The organism is Ensifer adhaerens, assembly GCF_020035535.1.
Taxonomy (GTDB): domain Bacteria; phylum Pseudomonadota; class Alphaproteobacteria; order Rhizobiales; family Rhizobiaceae; genus Ensifer.
This window is the reverse complement of the sequence record NZ_CP083350.1, coordinates 197163-214778: the sequence shown is the minus strand read 5'-3', so window position 1 is coordinate 214778 and position 17616 is coordinate 197163. Positions and strand designations below refer to the sequence as shown.

At 59.9% G+C, this 17616-nt stretch carries 17 protein-coding genes; 15 read left to right on the top strand and 2 right to left on the bottom strand.

All coding sequences use genetic code 11. From position 1 onward, the window contains the following. Positions 1-2 precede the first annotated feature (2 nt). Entirely contained in the window at positions 3-2279 is a 2277-nt protein-coding gene (locus LAC81_RS21390; RefSeq protein ID WP_223729214.1) for a NosR/NirI family protein, read from the bottom strand. Between the two features lie 239 nt (positions 2280-2518). Here LAC81_RS21390 and LAC81_RS21385 point away from each other — a divergent pair, with 239 nt between their 5' ends. Then, complete coding sequence (locus tag LAC81_RS21385; RefSeq protein ID WP_223729213.1) at positions 2519-3301, top strand: ferritin-like domain-containing protein; 783 nt, start codon at positions 2519-2521, stop codon at positions 3299-3301. A 150-nt stretch (positions 3302-3451) separates the two neighbouring features. Here the strand turns inward: LAC81_RS21385 and LAC81_RS21380 are convergent, their stop codons facing one another. Then, complete coding sequence (locus tag LAC81_RS21380; RefSeq protein ID WP_223729212.1) at positions 3452-3973, bottom strand: prepilin peptidase; 522 nt, start codon at positions 3971-3973, stop codon at positions 3452-3454. Between the two features lie 328 nt (positions 3974-4301). Between LAC81_RS21380 and LAC81_RS21375 the strand changes: the two genes are divergently transcribed. The 14 genes from LAC81_RS21375 to LAC81_RS21305 all read left to right on the top strand — a co-directional run bounded on the left by LAC81_RS21375 (position 4302) and on the right by LAC81_RS21305 (position 17501). Continuing rightward, positions 4302-4505 carry a hypothetical protein gene (locus tag LAC81_RS21375; RefSeq protein WP_223729211.1) on the top strand — a complete coding sequence of 68 codons (204 nt, stop codon included), beginning with the start codon at positions 4302-4304 and terminating at the stop codon, positions 4503-4505. A gap of 90 nt (positions 4506-4595) precedes the next feature. Continuing rightward, a complete protein-coding gene (gene cpaB, locus LAC81_RS21370; RefSeq protein WP_235693187.1) occupies positions 4596-5609 on the top strand; it encodes a Flp pilus assembly protein CpaB in 1014 nt (337 codons plus the stop codon). Between the two features lie 54 nt (positions 5610-5663). Then, a complete protein-coding gene (locus tag LAC81_RS21360; protein WP_223729210.1) occupies positions 5664-7148 on the top strand; it encodes a type II and III secretion system protein family protein in 1485 nt (494 codons plus the stop codon). Beyond that, a complete protein-coding gene (locus LAC81_RS21355; RefSeq protein WP_223730422.1) occupies positions 7132-7464 on the top strand; it encodes a pilus assembly protein in 333 nt (110 codons plus the stop codon). Before LAC81_RS21360 ends, LAC81_RS21355 begins: the two co-directional genes overlap by 17 nt. A gap of 100 nt (positions 7465-7564) precedes the next feature. Next, positions 7565-9187, top strand: coding sequence for a TadE/TadG family type IV pilus assembly protein (locus tag LAC81_RS21350; protein WP_223729209.1), 1623 nt, complete (start codon positions 7565-7567; stop codon positions 9185-9187). Further along, on the top strand, positions 9187-9657 hold the full coding sequence (locus LAC81_RS21345) for a TadE/TadG family type IV pilus assembly protein (RefSeq protein WP_223730421.1): 471 nt from the start codon (positions 9187-9189) through the stop codon (positions 9655-9657). The genes LAC81_RS21350 and LAC81_RS21345 overlap by 1 nt, the downstream gene beginning before the upstream one ends. Beyond that, entirely contained in the window at positions 9651-10274 is a 624-nt protein-coding gene (locus LAC81_RS21340) for a TadE/TadG family type IV pilus assembly protein (protein WP_223729208.1), read from the top strand. The genes LAC81_RS21345 and LAC81_RS21340 overlap by 7 nt, the downstream gene beginning before the upstream one ends. A 28-nt stretch (positions 10275-10302) precedes the next feature. Next, a complete protein-coding gene (locus tag LAC81_RS21335) occupies positions 10303-11445 on the top strand; it encodes a pilus assembly protein (protein ID WP_223729207.1) in 1143 nt (380 codons plus the stop codon). Between the two features lie 68 nt (positions 11446-11513). Beyond that, positions 11514-12047, top strand: a complete 534-nt coding sequence (locus LAC81_RS21330) for a L,D-transpeptidase (RefSeq protein WP_223730420.1) — start codon at positions 11514-11516, stop codon at positions 12045-12047. Positions 12048-12066: 19 nt separating this feature from the next. Beyond that, positions 12067-13509: a CpaF family protein gene (locus tag LAC81_RS21325; RefSeq protein ID WP_223729206.1), complete on the top strand. Its 1443-nt coding sequence runs from the start codon at positions 12067-12069 to the stop codon at positions 13507-13509. Continuing rightward, the gene (locus tag LAC81_RS21320; protein ID WP_223729205.1) at positions 13506-14459 is read left to right on the top strand and encodes a type II secretion system F family protein; all 954 of its coding nucleotides are present in this window, start codon (positions 13506-13508) and stop codon (positions 14457-14459) included. The genes LAC81_RS21325 and LAC81_RS21320 overlap by 4 nt, the downstream gene beginning before the upstream one ends. 7 nt (positions 14460-14466) lie before the next feature. Continuing rightward, positions 14467-15411, top strand: a complete 945-nt coding sequence (locus LAC81_RS21315; RefSeq protein WP_223729204.1) for a type II secretion system F family protein — start codon at positions 14467-14469, stop codon at positions 15409-15411. A 16-nt stretch (positions 15412-15427) separates the two neighbouring features. Next, a complete protein-coding gene (locus tag LAC81_RS21310; RefSeq protein ID WP_223729203.1) occupies positions 15428-16732 on the top strand; it encodes an AAA family ATPase in 1305 nt (434 codons plus the stop codon). 190 nt (positions 16733-16922) lie between these two features. Beyond that, positions 16923-17501, top strand: a complete 579-nt coding sequence (locus LAC81_RS21305) for a hypothetical protein (protein ID WP_223729202.1) — start codon at positions 16923-16925, stop codon at positions 17499-17501. Positions 17502-17616 lie beyond the last annotated feature (115 nt).

Sequence of the window (17616 nt, the reverse complement as noted above, 5' to 3'; positions counted from 1 at the left end):
CTTCAGGCGGTCTCGCCTGTGACCTCTTCCTTGCCGCCGATCGGCTTGCCCTTGTGGGTAACCACGGTTTTTGTGGACGCCTGTCCCCTCGATGCCGGGGTGGAGAGCGCCATGAATTTCTCTCGCTTCAACCGCACCTGGATCATGTGCGGGCAGCGTTGGTCGTCCTGATAGAGTTCCTGGCAGTGCATGCAGTAGATGCACTCGTTGACGTTGATCTGCCCTTCCGGATGGATTGACTGCACCGGGCATTCCTTGGCGCAGCGTTGGCAAGGCGAGCCGCATTCGGGCCAGCGCTTCAGCCATTCGAACATGCGGATGCGTCCAGGAATGGCGAGTGCGGCGCCGAGCGGGCAGAGATAGCGGCAGTAGAACCGCTCGATGAAGAGGCCCGCAGCCAGCAGCGTCAAAGCAAAGAGGACGAAGGGCCATTCGCGCGCGAACTTCAGGATGATCGCCGTCTTGAAGGGCTCGATCTCGGCAAAGGTCTCCGCCAGTGCAACCGAATAAAGTGACAGGCCGAACAAGCCGAGAAAGATGATGTATTTCACCGGCCAGAGGCGCTCATGCAGGCCCCAGGGCAGCTTGACCTGCGGCACCTTCAGCCATTTGGCGATACCGTTCGTAAGCTCCTGCAAGGCGCCAAACGGGCAGAGCCAGCCGCAGAACGGGCCGCGTCCCCAAAACAGCAGTGCCGCCGCCACCGCTGCCCACAGAATGAAGATCAGCGGCGCGGAGAGGAAAAACTCCCAGTGAAAGCCGGTGATCAGCGAATTCACGAAGGTGAGGACATTGACCACCGAAAGTTGCGCATTGGCGTACCAGCCCAGCCAAACCAGGGCGAAGAGCAGGTAGCCACGTCGTACCCAGCCGAACAGTTTCGGTCGGCTCACCAACCAGTTCTGGAAGAAGAAGATGGCGGTCAGAACCAGCAGTCCAGCGAAGGTGATGACGATGGAGAGACGGCTCATTTCCCAGATGCTGACCCAGAGTGGCACCTGTTCATCATCAAGCGGACCGGGCTCCGCTGCTGCTTGCGCAGGGGCTGCGAGCGCGGGCTGAACCACCGCTGGAGCGGGCGCCGCCTCGACGATCATGTAGCGCTCGGGCAGCGTGTATCCGAGATCGTAGGGCAGGGTGGCCTTGTCGCGCACACCGGTGCTGCGCTGGACCAGAAGTTGCAGTTCCCACGGTTCGGTGACGTCAAAGGCGAAGCTGTCGGGAATGATGTAGAGGGCGATTTCGCGCAAGCGAGGCGCGCCATCGGCGGCAATCTGCGTCAGCCGGGTGTGGTCGCGGTCGCGAAAGCGCAAACCTTGCCCGTCCTGTAGCAGTTCGATGCGGTCGAAAATGCCGCCGCGCACATAGCCCGATCCCTTGAACGAATAGGCACCGTCGCCAGCGACCAGAATGGCGGACTGGCTCGGTTTCAGTCGCTTGGCGAGCCGCGCATAGCCTTCTTGGCCAAGCAGGCTTTTGCCGATGGATGGCACGCTGACCGGTGCGAGATAGAGATCGATGAAGCGGTCCTTGGGCTCGGCTGTTTCCGGCTTTTCGGCTGCGTCCTCGTGTCCGGCCCTGCGGAATGCCTCCGACACTTCGCCGACGTCGAGCCGGAGACTGCGGATCGAACCGTCACCGAGAAGGGTTTGCCAGTCTTGGACCTCCTGTTTCGCAGCATCGAGCTTTCTGACCGGAGCAGTGCTGGCGATTGCAGTTGTTGCCTTGTCCCCGAGCCGGCCGCTCCGCACCAGCTTCACGGCAGAGCGCACAACGCTGTCGCCCATCACAAGAACGGTAACGGTCGCGCCGCTGACGATGTCGACTTGAGGTGGGCGCTCGGCGCCTGAGGCGACGCGAGAAAGATCGCGGCCAATGATCGAGTTCAGTGCCTCGACAACGCGGGCTTCCGGTATGCCGATCAGCACGATCGGCTCCTTGTGGTCGACGAGCTTCAGCCCGCGCACAACACCGGTCTTGTCGATCCCGACGACGATATGGATGGGCTTGCCGGAGTAACCGGTCGAGTTAGTGAAGTCGGAGTTGAGATAGGCGTAGCCGGCTATGTCCGCGCCCTTGTAGACGGGCACGATAGCCGGTTCGCCCAGGGGCTCACCGAAACGGTCGGCGCCGGCAAAAAGCTCTGTCGGCTGAACCTTGGCGAGATATCCCGATAGGTCGCTGGCGGCGAACACCTGGCCGGCTGCGCCAATGACCGCCACGAAAAATAGGAGAAAAACGGCCAGACCGTGTTTTTGGATGGTGACGTTCTTCAGCATTTGCATTCCATCTGGCGCAGCGGCCGTTTTTCACTTCGATCCTGCGCCGCGATCCTCGGCCCAGGAATTCGAGCGGAAGTTAGCGGCGCACACGGCGCGCTCATTGAGCCAGATCAACAAACGGTATTTTTGTTTCCGTAGGATGCGGGCGTTGATTTCGGAGAGACTTGATGCCCAAGCTGACTGAAGAGCCGCCGGTTCTGAACACCATGGAAGGTCTGATGCAAACGGCCGCGCGCATGGAACGGGAGGCGATCGAAGGATACGAAGCGCTGCGTGACAGGATGAGCGCTGAGGGGCGACCCGAGTTGGTCGCAGTCTTCGAACGGCTGGTCGCCGAGGAAAAGTCGCACCTGTCTCAGGTCGCGGATTGGTCGAGGGCAACTGGCCTGGATGCTGCTGGATTTGTGACGGGCGCTCCGTCTGTGTCTGATCTCTTCGACGCGGAAGGTGCCGATTTGATCCCGGCCGAAGCTCTAAGCGCCTATCGGGCCTTTTCGATCGCGGTCAGAAACGAAGAGCGGGCATTCGAATTCTGGAGCTATGTTGCCGGGAGGGCGCCATCACCGGAGATAAGGCAGGCTGCCGAAAGAATGGCCGGTGAGGAGCTGGGTCACATCGCGACGTTGCGGCGCGAACGGCGGTCGGCTTTTCATCACGCGCGCCAGGATGCCTCATCGGAAGCCGGCGTGACGCTTGAAGATCTCGAGCACCGGCTCCACGTGCAGTTGTCGGGCCTGCGGGATATCGCCGACGCACGGGAACTCACGCGCTTTGCAGATGAAGCAAAAGAACGCCTCGGGCAATGTCGCGACCTGCGCGTGGTTTTCAAGCCCAATGTTGACGGGTTTTCTCAGGCAGCGTTCGAACGCCCAGCCGTCGTTTGTGGCATCATCCTTGACTGTTATCTCGATCTCATGGCGCGCGAGAAGGACGAACGTGGGCTTGTCTTCGCGCAGGAGGCCGCCTCCCAGTTGGTGCAATGCCTGCTGTTCCTACGCGGTTTGCCACCGAAGGTATGATCTGTCGTCGGGACGGCACGGGAATGAATTACCTCGGAAGAAGGCACCCGTGGGCTCTCGCGTAAAGTCGACTGCATTCGTCGCTCTCGGCGCACTTGCGTCCGAAACACCCCTATCGCGTCTCGCGTTTCGCGAAACTGGCCGCCTCGTCTAGGCCTGGTGGCCTCCAAAGGCCATCGTGACAAGCGTGGCAAGCACCATGATGACGCCATAGGGAATCTTGCGGCTGACACGAATCTCCTCGATGCGCATGGCCACGGCATAATGCGCGAATGCCAGAGGCATCGGCACTTTCAGGGCCAGCATGGTCAAGATGCCTCCGATCAGCAGGAAGATGGCGAAGGGGAGCATGCCGTGCCAGCCGACGAAGAGCCCAATCGGCAGGAACAGTTTGGCGTCGCCGGCGCCGAACAGCCGAAAAGCCCAAAGTACGACCCCGAGCGTGAAGAGGAGTAAGCCAGCTCCGACATCGCCTCCAATGCCGCTGAGCGAGAAGAGCGTGGCGCCGACATCCTCTACAACAAGTAGCTTCAGTGCAGCGCCAAGCGCATAGACTGCGATGAGGGCGAGAACAGCGCCGTTCGGTATGCGCCAGCGCTGAAAGTCACTCCAGGCCGCATAGAGAAAAACCAGTCCGGCAGTCCACGGGATTATGTTGAATACTTCAATCATGTTTCCTCGACTTGATAGAGCGCAGGTCTCATCCGGAGTTAGCGAGCTGTACTGCGTACGACGTAATCACTTGTGGGCGGGAAAACTCAACAAATATTACGGGATGTCACGATCATATAAAATTCAACTAAAATGCCCTTAAAATCCGCGGGTTTATGATTTTAACCATACCCTGGAGTTGTTTCGTTCCACGCCGTATTAGAAGTTGACGATATAATAATTAAGGGATTATTAATCAACTTAGTCGGAGAGGCGGTCTCGATGACATGCGGGGGGCCGGATAAAATAAACGGTCCCGCATTCCAAGAATATTTGGAGGTAATTCTCGATGAAAGCTGTTTTGTCTGAAGTACGCGCTTTCGCGCGGGAAGAAGAAGGCGTAGCGCTGACTGAATACCTGATTCTGCTCGGCCTGCTTATCGGCGGTGCGATCTTGGCAGTAGGTGCCGCAGGAACGAACCTCAGTGCCGCGTGGACTTCATGGGGGACCTGGTGGACTACTACCGTCAGTGCTCCTCCTCCGGCTGCATGACATCGCCCAAGAGGAGGGGGGTTTATTAACCCCTCTCTTCTAAATTAGCATTTCAGCATGAGTTGATTTTCGGATTTGTGAGTATCGGCAATGCGTTTTTCAACGATCCTTAGTCTCGCAATCGCCTTTGTTCTTGCCATTGCTGCGGTCTTTGCCACACGCACCTATCTTGCTGGAGAGCGGGCACGTCTTGCCGCGAACGGTGGCGTCAAACAATCGGAAAAAACTCTCGTCGTTGCCGCCAAGGCAATGCGTTTCGGTGACCGGGTGCGACCCGAGAACCTGAAGGCCATTCCGTGGCCATCAGATGAAAGACCGGACGGCTCCTTCGATGCGATCCAGGCGGTGCTCGGGGACAAGGATGAGCCGCGATATGCGATGGAAGCGATCGATCCGGGCGAGCCGGTGCTGACTTCAAAGATTACCGGCGCCGGTGAGCGCGCCACCCTGTCGGCGGCCCTCGACCAAGGGATGAAGGCGGTTTCCATTCGCGTCAACGACGTGCTCGGCGTTGCGGGCTTCGTTCGCCCCTCGGACCGGGTTGACGTACTCCTGACCCGTGTCATCCGTGACCCCAAGAACGGCAACGAGCAGACCTCGGTGGATGTGCTGCTGCAGGGTGTAAAAGTACTTGCCGTCGACCAGACAGCCGACGAGCGCAAGGACGAGCCGTCGGTGGTGAAAACCGTCACGTTCGAAGTGACGACCGACGAGGCGCAACGTCTGACGCTGGGCACCAATATAGGCACTCTCTCGCTCGCACTCCGCAATATCGCTTCTGCTTCAGTCGAGCAGACCAGGCCGGTCACGGTGGCGGATTTGGGCGGTGGACCTATGGCTGCCGAATTCACGCAGAATGCCGACGACGGCCGACTGGACCTGATCGAAGGCATGGTTCGCAAGGTTGGCGAGGACCTCAATGGCAGGATCAACTCCGTCGAAAGCAAATTGAATGCACCCAAGGGCGAAAAACAGGTGCAAATCGTGGAGCGCAGTGTCGAGCCGGTCTTGCAGGTAGAACCGAAGTGGGCAACCGTCGGCGTCTGGAGCGCAACTAAACGGGACGAATACCGGGTTGGGCAGATCCAGGAACTTGGAAATTAACCTGCCCTGGATGAGGGGCAGGGCCAGCTTCGAGGAGAGGGGGCTTTGGCGGGAATGAGGGTAAGCATAAGACACGCGGCAAGACGCAGGATCCTGGCAGCGACGGTCGCGATTATTTCGGGCAGCGCCTTTTTTGGGCCTGTCCTAGTCGGTTCGGCGGCGGCGCAGGAAAAATTCGTCACTCTCGGCGGATCGGTTCAACATGTCGTACTACCGCCGAACGATACGCTGACGATCACCACCGGCAAAGCGTTCGGGGATCTCGTAATTGGTAGTGCCGACCTTATCGATGTCGTACCGCTTTCCGATAAGTCTCTCTTCATTCGCGGCAAAAAGACCGGGGCCACAAACATCTCGGTCTATGGCGACGACAAGAAACTGCTGGGCGTCATCGACATCCGTGTCGCCAGCGACTTCACCGAGGTGGCGTCAGCCATTCGAGCGGCTTCGCCAGGGTCACAGGTTCGGGTGATCAATTCGAATGATCGCATACGCCTGACCGGCGTGGTGAGGGATGCGACGGAGCTACAACGCGTCTTGGAGATTGCGCAGTCCTATTCGGACCAGGCCGTTCTCAACCAGTTGCGTGTCAATGATTCCCAGCAAGTCATGCTCGAGGTTCGGGTAATCGAGGCCTCGCGCCAAACCGGACGCGACCTGGGTATCGGCTGGTCTGGGCACGGCCGAAACGGTATCGGCAAGGCGACCACCAGTCAGGGGATCGACGTCAAGGACGGTTCACTCGTCCGCACCCTTACGGATGCCGCCGGCGCGGCAACCGGCATGCAACCGTTCGGACAGTTGATCGCCAAAGTCCTTGAGATTTCCGGCGGCCAGATCGATGTCGTCATCAATGCGTTGGAGCAAAAGGGACTGGTGCGGCGACTTGCCCAACCGAACCTGATTGCGATGAGCGGCGAGACCGCAAGCTTTCACGCCGGTGGTGAAGTGCCGATCCAGACGACCGTGGCAAACGGCGCGACACTGGCGACGCAGACCGATTACCGTCCTTTCGGCGTACGGCTGACCTTTACGCCAGTTGTGCTCGACGGGGGGCTCATCAGTCTCAAGGTCGAGCCGGAAGTCTCCGAAATCGATACATCGATCAACGTCAACGGCAATCCCGGCTTCATCTCACGCGCCGCGAAGACGACCGTGGCGCTACGTGATGGTCAAAGTTTCGCATTGGCGGGCCTGCTGCAGTCGGTCAACTCGAAAGATATCCAGCAATTGCCGGGCTTGGGGCAGTTGCCGGTGATCGGAGCCCTGTTCCGCTCGACGAGTTTCCTGAAACGGGAGTCCGACCTTGTGATCGTCGTAACCCCGCATATCGTTCGCCCGGCGGCGCCGGGTGAGGCGCTCTACAGCCCGCTCGACCAGACGCGTTCGTCCAACGATGCGGAGCTTTTTGCTCTCGGTGTTTTGGAAGTCGACAAAGACATGCTTCGTCGGTTCCGCAATGGCGAAGGCGTCACCGGTCCCTATGGCCACAGGCTTGATCTCGATACGGGAGGCGTCGTTGCTGTTGTTAAAAAGTAAGCGCGCGCCTCTGGTTCTGGTTCTGGCGGCAACCAGCCTCGTTTCGGGCTGCGCCGACTACATGAACCACCGGGATACCATCACCTTTGGGGCCGGCAATGCCATGGAGGCCAATAAAGCCATCCATATTCAGGATCCTTTCCCGAGGGTGGCGCAGAACACGCGGATCGCCATGGACGGCAAGTCGATCGACAAGGTCATGCGGAACTATAACGGCGCCGGCGCGAGCCCAGGTGCCGCTATGCCAACGGCAGTGATCCTGCCGACGGCAACACCGCCCATGGCTACGAACGGTTATAGCGGCACGGCACAGTGACCGTGATGGCATGGCAGGCAGGCGGGGAAGGCCCCTGAAAGGAATGCAATAGGAACAAAGTGTCACGACGGTGAGCCGCCGCGATCGGAGAGGCGTGTCTATGCTACACAGAACGATCAAGAGGTTTTGGGAAGACCGACGAGGCTACGTCATTGCGTTGACGCTCATTGCCATGCCGTTGTTGCTCGGTGTCTCTCTCATCGTCATCGACGTTGGCCGCAGCGCCAATCTCCATACGGATCTTCAAAGCGCGGTCGATGCCATGGCTCTGACGGGGGCCCGAGAACTTGACGGCCGTGACGATTCGATCACGCGGGCGCAGGCCGCAATCGAAAAGCTTGCCAATACTGCCGCCTTCGGTAACGGCGGCAGTGGCATGTCGCTCGGTTCGTACATCACGGTTGCTTACAAGGCCGGGGACGATACTGCCAGTACGGTGACCGTCAGGTTTCTCAAGGGCATCCCCGGAGACGGCACGTTCGCAGGCGACGACGACGACCCTATAACGGCGGCAATGATCACGACGAATCCGAACGACGCCGGCTATGCCTGGGTCACCGCCAAGAACCAGGCGATGCAGACGATCTTCCCGCTGCCCGTCGGTGTCACACGCTCTACAATCAACGTGTCGGCCGACGCTGTGGCAGCGTACCGGGTCAGCGCCTGCGACGTGACACCAATCTTCATCTGCAATCCTTATGAGCCGGCCGGCAACAGCAGCGCGACTGTCAGCGAGCAGGCGGCCGAACAGTTGCACACCAAATTTGCGGCCGGCGATCTCTATGGCACCCAGATCGAGCTGCACAGTACATCGTCTTCCAGTCCCGGGCCGGGCAACTTCGGTTTCCTGAGGACCCCTTTGGGCAATGGTGCATCCGTGCTGGCCGATGCCCTGGCGACGGGTAACCCCGGAACGTGCTACACCAAGGATAACCTCGACACTGAGACCGGCGCCAAGGCTGGGCCTGTTGAGGACGGCGTGAACACCCGCTTTGGTTTCTATTCCTCGTCGTTCAACAAGGTGAGCAACGACGCCCGCTATCGCCCGGCGCAAAACGTGCGCTCTGCGCAGAGCCAGACGGGCAACGCCAACAAGACTTGCGACACGTACAACCCGGTCACATCCGGAGGCGCGATCGGAGACGTCACCAAGGCGGTGCCGCTCGGCTACGGCGCGACCATGACAGCGATGGGCGGGGGCAAGATCAGCACGGGCAACAACTGGAATTACAATACCTATTGGAACGTTGCGCAGGGTGGCTCGGCCCCGTCCGTCACCGCCGTTCTCAGCAACTATTCGAGCTATCCCAGTGGCGCCACAGGGCTGCCGAGCCGCCCGTCCGCATACGATGTTTATCGCTATGAGCTCAACAACCCGTCGCTGATCAGCCATGCTTCGGCGAGCGGCGAGAAGGGCACCCCTGGAACCGGCGGACAATGCTACTCGGGGCCGGCGCTTTCGAACTACACGGCCGATGAATACGGCGATCGACGCGAGATCTTTTCCGCGATCGTCAATTGCGGTTACGAGAAGTCGGTTGGGCATCTGAATGGCCACAAGGCGACGAAGGCGATCGCCTTTGCGCGCATGTTCCTGACAAAGCCCGCTGTCAAGGAAAGCAATGAGCGCTATATCTCGCTGGAAATGATCGACATCAGCGGCAAGGGCGGGCGCGGCACCCTTGACGAGTTCCTCCGCGAAGAAGCGGAGTTGGTCAGATGATGATCGCGCTGCGAAACTCTGTCCTTAATCGTTTCCGCCACAGCGATGATGGAGCCGTGCTGACCGAAGCGTTGGTTGCCATACCTTTCGTTACCCTCTTTGCTGCCGGTATCCTGGAGTTCGGCAATATCTTCTGGGAACGGATGCAGATCGACGCCGGTCTGAGGGACGCCGGCCGCTACCTCGCTCGATGCCGACCGGATTCGGGAACGTACGACGCAACGTGCGATACGACGACTGCCAAGCTGATTGCTTTCTATGGAACACAAACCCCGGTCGCAAACGCTGCGCTACGTGTACCCGGTTGGGGGCCGGCTCTCACCAACATCACAATTACTCCAGTGGACGCGAACGGCACGATTACCGTCCAGACGGCACATGTCTACCGGAGTTCGCCTATTTTTTCCTGGCTCGGCATCGAGGCGATCACAATCCGCTCCTCTCACCAAGAGAGGTACATCGGATGGTAAGCCTTCGATCGCCCATTTCCTTCTGGCAAGACCAGCGCGGTGTGACGCTGACCGAAGGATTGATATCGCTGCCGCTCGTGCTTCTGGCGATTTCGGCGCTCGTTGAGTTCGGTTATGCCATGTCGCAATGGAACCAGACGGTCAAGGCCCTGCAGGCAGGCGCCCGTCTCGCAGCCGTCTCAGATCCGCTGACGAACAACTTCGCCGCCGTTTTTCCGACAGACAACAACAACCCTCTCTATAATGGCGATGCGACGCCGAATGATGCGACGATATCGTCGAGCTGCGGACCGAATCTCGCAAATTGCAGCGCGGCATTAACCCGGATTGTCATGGGCAGCGACGGCGTCTGTGGGGTGGCGGGTGACCCCAACCCAGGCATTTGCGACATCAACTGGCGTATCCAGCCGGCAAACGTCGTCGTCACCTATCAACGCTCCGGCCTGGGATATTGGGGACGGCCGAACGGGCCTGTGCTGACCATGCGCCTGGAAGTGCGCGGCGTCACATTCGATCTGCCGCTTCTCGGCGCTTTGCTGGGGTTAAATCGGATCGAAGTTCCTGCCCATCCGGTGACGCTGACGACGGAAGACCTCAAGACATGTTCAAGCTGCTGAGCCCTTCAATTCTGCGTGGGGAAGCGAGATGACCGCACACATGAACTTTACAACGACCATAAAGATCCTCGTTCTCTCCGACGATGCGGCGGCGGCGAGCCTCATGCTGGATACGTTCGGGTCGCTGTCGCGCTATGAAGCGCACCATATGTCGTTGAACGCACTTGGTGAAGCCGGGAAGGTCGATCCGACACAGTTCAACTTGATCGTGCTTGATGTCGATAATGGCGAGGTTCTTTCCCGCCCAGAGACCACTCAGTTCCGCGCCAAACACCGCAACGTTCCAATGGTCGTCGTATCCGAAGTTCTTTCCGATGAACTGATGCGGCTGCTATTTCGCCTGAACGGAGACGATTGGCTGAAAAAGCCACTAGAGCGCCGCGCTCTGATCGACATGATCTCGACGCATGCGCCGGGCGTCAGCGGCAATGAGAGCCGGGTGCACGCGATCGTCGCTGCAGTTGGTGGTGCCGGGGCGAGCGTGATTTCATCCTCGCTGGCACAAATATTGGCGCAGCCGACGAAAGGCGTGGCGCCGCGCGTTGGCCTCTTCGATCTGGACTTTTCTTCCGGGTCGCTCGGCTACTACCTCAATCTCGTCAACGACTACGACCTGAAGGCCGTTGTCGCGAACCCAGGGCGTGTCGACCTCGAATTTATCGATCTCGTTCGCAAGCGGCATTCGGCCGGGTTCACGCTGCTGTCGTTCAAGCAACCCTCCATCTTGCTGGAACCGAAGGGCGCCGAACTGGCGTTGCGAATGCTTGATGTCGCGGCTTTCGAGAGCGACCACATGGTCATCGACGTGCCTTACTATGAAACGCCCTGGAAGAGCGATGTACTCGCCTCAGTCAACAGCATTTCCATCGTCACTGAAATGACAATCCCATCGCTCCATCAGGCCAAGGATCTATTTGCTCGTCTCGTACGCCTGCGTGGCGGTGCGGATGGCATTCAGGTCGTGATCAACAAATACCGCACCAAGCTCTTTAGCCTTGGCGTGCGCCGCGAGCAGGTCGACAAGGTATTCAAGGACACCCACGCGCACATCATTCCGTACGATTGGGATACGCTGAGCGAGGCGGTAAACCGCGGCGTCCTGCCCCACGAGGTCAATTCTCGCTCTCCATTCTGTGGTGCCGTTGGCAAGCTTGGGGCGCTCGTCAGATGAGGGCATTCCTACGCGCCAGCATCGGATCACGAGGGCGAGGCGACGGCGTCGCCAGGCTCCTTCGGTGGATGCCGGCCGTATCGCTTTTCGGTGTCCTTGCAATCGCGCCGCAGGCCATGGCAGCTGGCGGAACGGTACCACGCAGTCTTGGACCGAAAACGAGCACGGTCGTATCGATCGACAAAACCTACCCGGCCGGTACGATCGTCGTTGCCAGCGAGGCAAGGACGCTGGACCTCGTCATCTCCGGTAACCGCGCGATCCGTTATCGGATCGGGGTCGGCCGCGACGGCTTCCGTTGGAGCGGCGTGGTGAAGGTGGGGAGAAAGGCCGAATGGCCCGACTGGCGGCCGCCGGCCGAGATGAAGGCACGCGCACCGGAACTGCCGGAACTGGTGCCTCCCGGCCCATTCAATCCCCTCGGGGCCCGCGGCATCTATCTCTACCGGGGCAAAGCCGACACGCTTTATCGCATCCATGGAACGAATGAGCAGTCGACGGTCGGGCAATTCGCCTCCTCCGGCTGTTTCCGCATGAGCAACGCCGACATCATCGATCTCTACGAGCGGGTGAGGGTCGGAGCGACGGTGATCGTCGAATAGCCGAACAGGGTGGGAAGCAATGGCAACCGGGTTCATTGGACGTTTCTACAAGCAGCAGCCGGACGAAAACGTTCGGGAGTCTCCCGAGCCCACCTCGATGCCCGCGGCGGTAGCGGCCTCGATGCCCAGCGCGGAGGCCGCCGGTAGCGCGGGGCTCGAGGAGTCGCTCGGGCTCGACATGGTGGCGGAGCGGGTCAATCTGCATCGCTACCTGCTCGATCGCATCAATCTCGGCATTCTCGACACGATGGACGACGAGGAAATCGCCACCGAAATCAGGCCGCTGGTCAAGGACTACATCCGACGCAACAATTTCCCGCTCAATGCGAAGGAAATCAGCGACCTGATCCGCGACATCACCGACGAGATGCTCGGGCTCGGGCCCATCGAGCCGTTGCTGGCTGACGACTCGATCGCCGATATTCTGATCAACGGCTACAACAGCGTCTACGTCGAAAGGCGGGGGAAGCTCGAAAGCACGGCGGTGCGTTTCAAGGACGAAGATCACCTGCTGCGGGTGATCAACAAGATCGTCTCCGCTGTCGGGCGCCGTGTCGATGAAGCAACGCCGCTGGTCGACGCTCGCTTGAAGGACGGATCGCGCGTCAACGTTGCCATCCGGCCGATCTCGGTCGACGGACCGCTCGTCTCGATCCGCAAATTCACCCGCAAGCCGCTGACGCTTGAGCGTCTGGTCGAGTATGGCGCCATGGCCAATGCGATGCGGATCCTGCTGAGCGCCGCCGTCAAGGGCAGGGTGTCGATGGTCGTTTCCGGAGGTACCGGCTCGGGCAAAACGACCCTGCTTAACGCCCTGTCTTCGCAGATATCGGCCAACGAACGCCTGATCACCATCGAGGACGCGGCCGAATTGCAGCTGCAGCAACCACATGTCGGACGGTTGGAAACGCGACCGCCGACCCTCGACGGACGCAACGAAGTGCGCCAGCGCGAGCTCCTGAAGAATGCGCTGCGCATGCGGCCTGACCGCATCATCGTCGGCGAAGTCCGCGGCGAAGAGGCCTTCGACATGCTGCAGGCGATGAACACCGGCCACGAAGGCTCGATGACGACCATTCACGCCAACACGCCGCGCGATGCGGTCGGCCGGCTTGAGCAGATGGTCGGTATGGCGGGCATGCCCATGTCGCAACAAAGCATCCGCTCGCAGATAGCCTCGGCAATCACCATCATTGTTCAGGTTCAACGTTTGAGTGACGGCAGCCGCAAAGTGGTTTCGATCTCCGAGATAACCGGCATGGAAGGCGAGGTCGTGCAGATGCAGGAGATCATGCGGTTCAGGCGAACTGCCACCGACGAGAACGGCCGCATCCACGGGGAGTTTCGCGCCACCGGCCTTCGACCGCGCTTCGTCGAGGAATTCGCGCAGCTCGGGATCATGCTTCCTGCGGCGATATTCGATCCGGGAAGACCATTGCAAACGGGGGTGATTGAACCGTGACCCTGCCGCTCCTCTACGCCGCAGTCTTCGTCGCATCGCTGGTTTCCGTCGAGGCGCTGTTGCGCAGCTACTTCCGGAAGACCGAGCGCCAGCGCGCCGTCAATGATCGGCTGGGCCTGCTCGATGCGAGCGAGGACCACCTCAAGACCTACCGCGCAATGCTGAAAGCGCGTGGCGTCGACGCCGAATGGCGATCCCTGCCGCTCGTCCAGCGCGTCCGGCAGTTCTATACGCAGTCAGGCATCAAGTTCGACGCGCAGCGTTTTGCGCTCTATGGGATCGCCGGTGCGGTGCTGGTCTGGCTTGCGGTCAGGTTCCTGCTTCCTGGCATCCTGGTCCAGATATTCGTCTTCCTGGTGATCTGCTTTCTCTTTCCAGTCATTGTCGTCTGGCGGACTCGGGCCAACCGGATCCGCAAATTTACCCTCAAGCTTCCTGAAGCACTCGACGTTGCCAATCGCAGCCTGTCCGCAGGTCACCCGCTGCCGGCAGCGATTTCCCTCGTGGCGCGCGAACTGCCCGATCCGGTCGGGACGGAATTTGGCCTGCTCTCCGACGAGTTGACTTACGGCACCACCCTGGATGACGCGCTGGTAAATCTGAGCATCCGCGTCGGCGCGGAAGATCTCAATCTTTTGGCAATCGCCTTGAGCGTCCAGGCGGGTACGGGCGGCAATCTGGTCGAAATCCTGCAGAACCTTTCAAAGACGCTGCGTGATCGCACGATGCTGAAAGCCAAGGTCAAGGCGATTTCGTCGGAAGGGCGGATCACGGCGATTTTCATGTCCGCCTATCCATTCCTTCTCTACGCGTTGATCAAGACGCTGGCGCCGACCTACTTCGATCCGGTTTGGGCAAGCGGCCATGGCACGACCATCGTCGCGGTACTCGTCGCCATTATGGTCGTGGGCAACGTCATTCTCTACAAGATGGTCAACTTCGAATACTGAGGCCGCCATGGGCGAGTACGGAATTTACATCGTCGTCTTCTTCGCCGTAATGATATTTGCCGGCGTTACTTCGGAGCTGGTGTTTCGTCGACGCGAAGTTGGCGTGCGCCTATCGGAGACGACTGCAAAGGCAGGTGTCGACGACCTCCAGTTCGCCGAAGGCGCCCTTCTCGGCCTGGGAGAGGCAGAGAACCGCCTGATCCGCCGCTATTTCGAAATTACCCGGCGCGACCAAAACGCAAACTCCACACAGAACCGGCTGATCCGCGCCGGCTATTTCGGCGCCCAAGCGGTGACCGTATTTCAGGTGATACGGGCACTCCTTTGCGGCGTGGTCATGGTCGCAGCGGCCTGGGCTTTGGATCGGTTCGCTCCGCAGATGTCACGGCCTGCGATCCTGGTCATCGCCATGATTGCGACCGCCGCCACCTTCATGCTGGTGAACATCTACATCGACCGGCGGGGTGACGCCAAGGAAAGGGAGTATCGGCGGCTGTTCCCAGACTTCATGGATATGCTGACTGTATGTCTGGACGCAGGCATGAGCGTTGAGGCGGCAGCGGACCGCGTCGCCCGGGAATTCGTCCAGAAACGCCAGGATTTTGGCCTTCACCTGTCGATCATGATGCTGGAGGTGCGCGGTGGGCGTCGACTGCGCGAGGCCCTCACCAACCTCGCCACGCGTTTGCGGATCGACGAAGCGCGCTCGCTCGCGGTGCTTTTCCGTCAGTCGGAGGAGCTCGGGACGAGCGTGACGCAGACGCTGCGTGTCTACAGCAAGGAAATGCGCGATCTGCGGATCGTGCGGGCAGAGGAAAAGGCCAATGCGCTGCCGATCAAAATGCTCTTGCCGCTCGGCGCTTTCCTGTTCCCTGTCAGTCTTATCATCGTACTCGTCCCCATCGTCCTTCGCGTCATAGGCCTGCTCACCGGCTTGAGACCGGGTGGCTAGGTAGGAGTGTGGCTTCATGCAGTATTCGCCCAGTCAAGACCGAGAAGACTTTGCAATCGCGCTTGATCCGCGCATGCCGGTGGTGCCGCTAAGCCTTGAAGAAACCGGGCTGGAACCGTCGTTCCTGTTGCGGCTTGCCGCGAAATGCGCGACCGAGCAGGACACGGTGACGGCTTCGCACCTCGCCGATCGGATGAAGCTGTCGAAGGTGCTGACGAACCTGCTCATCAAGGAATTGGTGAAGCTGTCCTATCTCGAGGCGCGCGGGCTTGCTGGTGAGGACGTCAGGTCCGACATCCGCTACGCGCTCTCGTCAAAGGGCCTGGACTACGCGCAGGTGGCGCTGAGGCAGTCGGAGTATATCGGCCCGGCGCCGGTGTCGCTCGATGCCTTCTGTCGCCAGATCGGTTTGCAGTCCATCCATCACGAACGCGTCACCTATGAGCGGCTCATCCGAAGCCTGGACGGGCTGGTGTTGTCCCCGGCACTGGTCGAGAAGCTGGGACCGGCGGTCAATTCGGGCCGATCCATTCTCCTTTACGGTCCGCCTGGTAATGGCAAGACCAGCATTGCAGAGCGGACTTCCGAGCTCTTCATCCAGACGGTCTGGGTGCCCTACGCCATCGAGGTCGGTGGCTATGTCATCAGCTTCTATGACGAGGCGACGCACCAGGCGTTGAGAGAGCCGACGAGCAAACCGAATGCGAAGACCGACCAGCGATGGGTCGAATGCCGGCGGCCCGTTATCAAGACGGGTGGAGAACTCACGCTCGATCTGCTCGACCTCACATATAACCCCGCATCGCGGGCCTATGAGGCACCCATGCATCTGAAGGCATCGGGTGGCGTGTTCATCATCGATGATTTCGGGCGCCAGCAGGACCGGCCTCAAGCGCTCATCAACCGCTGGATCGTTCCGCTCGAGCGCGGCTACGACTTCCTGACGCTGCACACAGGCAAGAAGTTCAAGGTGCCGTTCGACGAACTCGTCGTCTTCTCGACCAACATTCCGCCGCGGGAACTCTCCGACGAAGCTGGCCTGCGACGCCTCAAATATAAGATATATGTGAATAACCCGTCGCGAGATGAATATCTGCGCATCTTTGAGTCCTACGCCCGCTCGGTCGCGATAGACTTGGTGGACGATGATTTGCACCTTTTCTACGATCGAAAGTACAGAGGAGATATGCTGGCGTCCTGTTACCATCCCAAGTACCTCCTGGATTTCATCTCCTCCTATTGCGAGTTTAACGAGCAGCCCAAGGTTGCTTCGCTGAAGATGCTGGAGCGGGCCTGGGGTGGGGTGTTCACATTGGATTGACGCGGGAGACAGAGCCGGGCGGCAGGCGAAGAAGCGTGGCGTCCTTGTTAAGAAGTGGCTGAAATAATAAAGCAGAGTGACGATCGGCGCGGGAGCGCGGAACGTCTGACGTGAGGCGATCCAGCGGGATCACGTGGGTTTGGGTGCAGGTAGCGTGGGGCCGTGGCCCAATCCGTGACGGAGGAATTCGATGACACATATTTCGAATGTCGATGTCGAAATCGTGCCCGACGTCCGAGCGCGACGTAACGAGCACGCCGCGAAGGAGCCGAGCCGTTCGCGGAGCATGCCGATCATCGCGCTGGCACTTGCAATGCTGCCGCTGAATGCCGGAATTCTGCTCTACACCGCCAAGAATGCCGCGGACCTCCGCGAAAGCCGAGAGGCCCTTTCAGCGCTCAAACGGTCGATCGACGGCCTGAAGCAGCAGATCAGCAAGCAGACCGTGAACATCGCCGGCGGAGCCAAGGGCGACGACATGGCGGCCGTTCGCAAATCGGTTGAGGAATTACAGAAGGATGTTGCCGATCTCGCTGGTCGCGTGACTCCGAGCATGTTCGCATCCAGCGGCAGCATGATCATCAGCGCGCCGGGGAAGGAAGTTCCCCAGCGCTTGTCGCCATCATCCTATTCGGTTTCCGCTTCGGCATCCGCTGTTGATGACGTGCTGGCTGCGGCCGATCCCCAGGGCGGTTCCATTGCCAACTTGCCGCGCTACGAACGAACCGTCTCGGCGGATGGCAAGCTTGTGCTGAGGAAGGTGCGCTAGACCGAGCCCGCCTTTAGGCAGGTTATTGCCTCCAGATCCCTCGAAGCGCCGTCCCGGTGACATCAGGTATCGGGGCCGCTCCGCGTTATTTGCGCGAGCGTGGTGCAGTCGCGGA

Bases quoted from the DNA above. Each gene is read 5' to 3' on its own strand.
- LAC81_RS21390 (WP_223729214.1), bottom strand. From the start codon at position 2,279: ATGCTGAAGAACGTCACCATCCAAAAACACGGTCTGGCCGTTTTTCTC.
- LAC81_RS21385 (WP_223729213.1), top strand. From the start codon at position 2,519: ATGGAACGGGAGGCGATCGAAGGATACGAAGCGCTGCGTGACAGGATG.
- LAC81_RS21380 (WP_223729212.1), bottom strand. From the start codon at position 3,973: ATGATTGAAGTATTCAACATAATCCCGTGGACTGCCGGACTGGTTTTT.
- LAC81_RS21375 (WP_223729211.1), top strand. From the start codon at position 4,302: ATGAAAGCTGTTTTGTCTGAAGTACGCGCTTTCGCGCGGGAAGAAGAA.
- cpaB (WP_235693187.1), top strand. From the start codon at position 4,596: ATGCGTTTTTCAACGATCCTTAGTCTCGCAATCGCCTTTGTTCTTGCC.
- LAC81_RS21360 (WP_223729210.1), top strand. From the start codon at position 5,664: ATGAGGGTAAGCATAAGACACGCGGCAAGACGCAGGATCCTGGCAGCG.
- LAC81_RS21350 (WP_223729209.1), top strand. From the start codon at position 7,565: ATGCTACACAGAACGATCAAGAGGTTTTGGGAAGACCGACGAGGCTAC.
- LAC81_RS21345 (WP_223730421.1), top strand. From the start codon at position 9,187: ATGATCGCGCTGCGAAACTCTGTCCTTAATCGTTTCCGCCACAGCGAT.
- LAC81_RS21340 (WP_223729208.1), top strand. From the start codon at position 9,651: ATGGTAAGCCTTCGATCGCCCATTTCCTTCTGGCAAGACCAGCGCGGT.
- LAC81_RS21335 (WP_223729207.1), top strand. From the start codon at position 10,303: ATGACCGCACACATGAACTTTACAACGACCATAAAGATCCTCGTTCTC.
- LAC81_RS21330 (WP_223730420.1), top strand. From the start codon at position 11,514: ATGCCGGCCGTATCGCTTTTCGGTGTCCTTGCAATCGCGCCGCAGGCC.
- LAC81_RS21325 (WP_223729206.1), top strand. From the start codon at position 12,067: ATGGCAACCGGGTTCATTGGACGTTTCTACAAGCAGCAGCCGGACGAA.
- LAC81_RS21315 (WP_223729204.1), top strand. From the start codon at position 14,467: ATGGGCGAGTACGGAATTTACATCGTCGTCTTCTTCGCCGTAATGATA.
- LAC81_RS21310 (WP_223729203.1), top strand. From the start codon at position 15,428: ATGCAGTATTCGCCCAGTCAAGACCGAGAAGACTTTGCAATCGCGCTT.
- LAC81_RS21305 (WP_223729202.1), top strand. From the start codon at position 16,923: ATGACACATATTTCGAATGTCGATGTCGAAATCGTGCCCGACGTCCGA.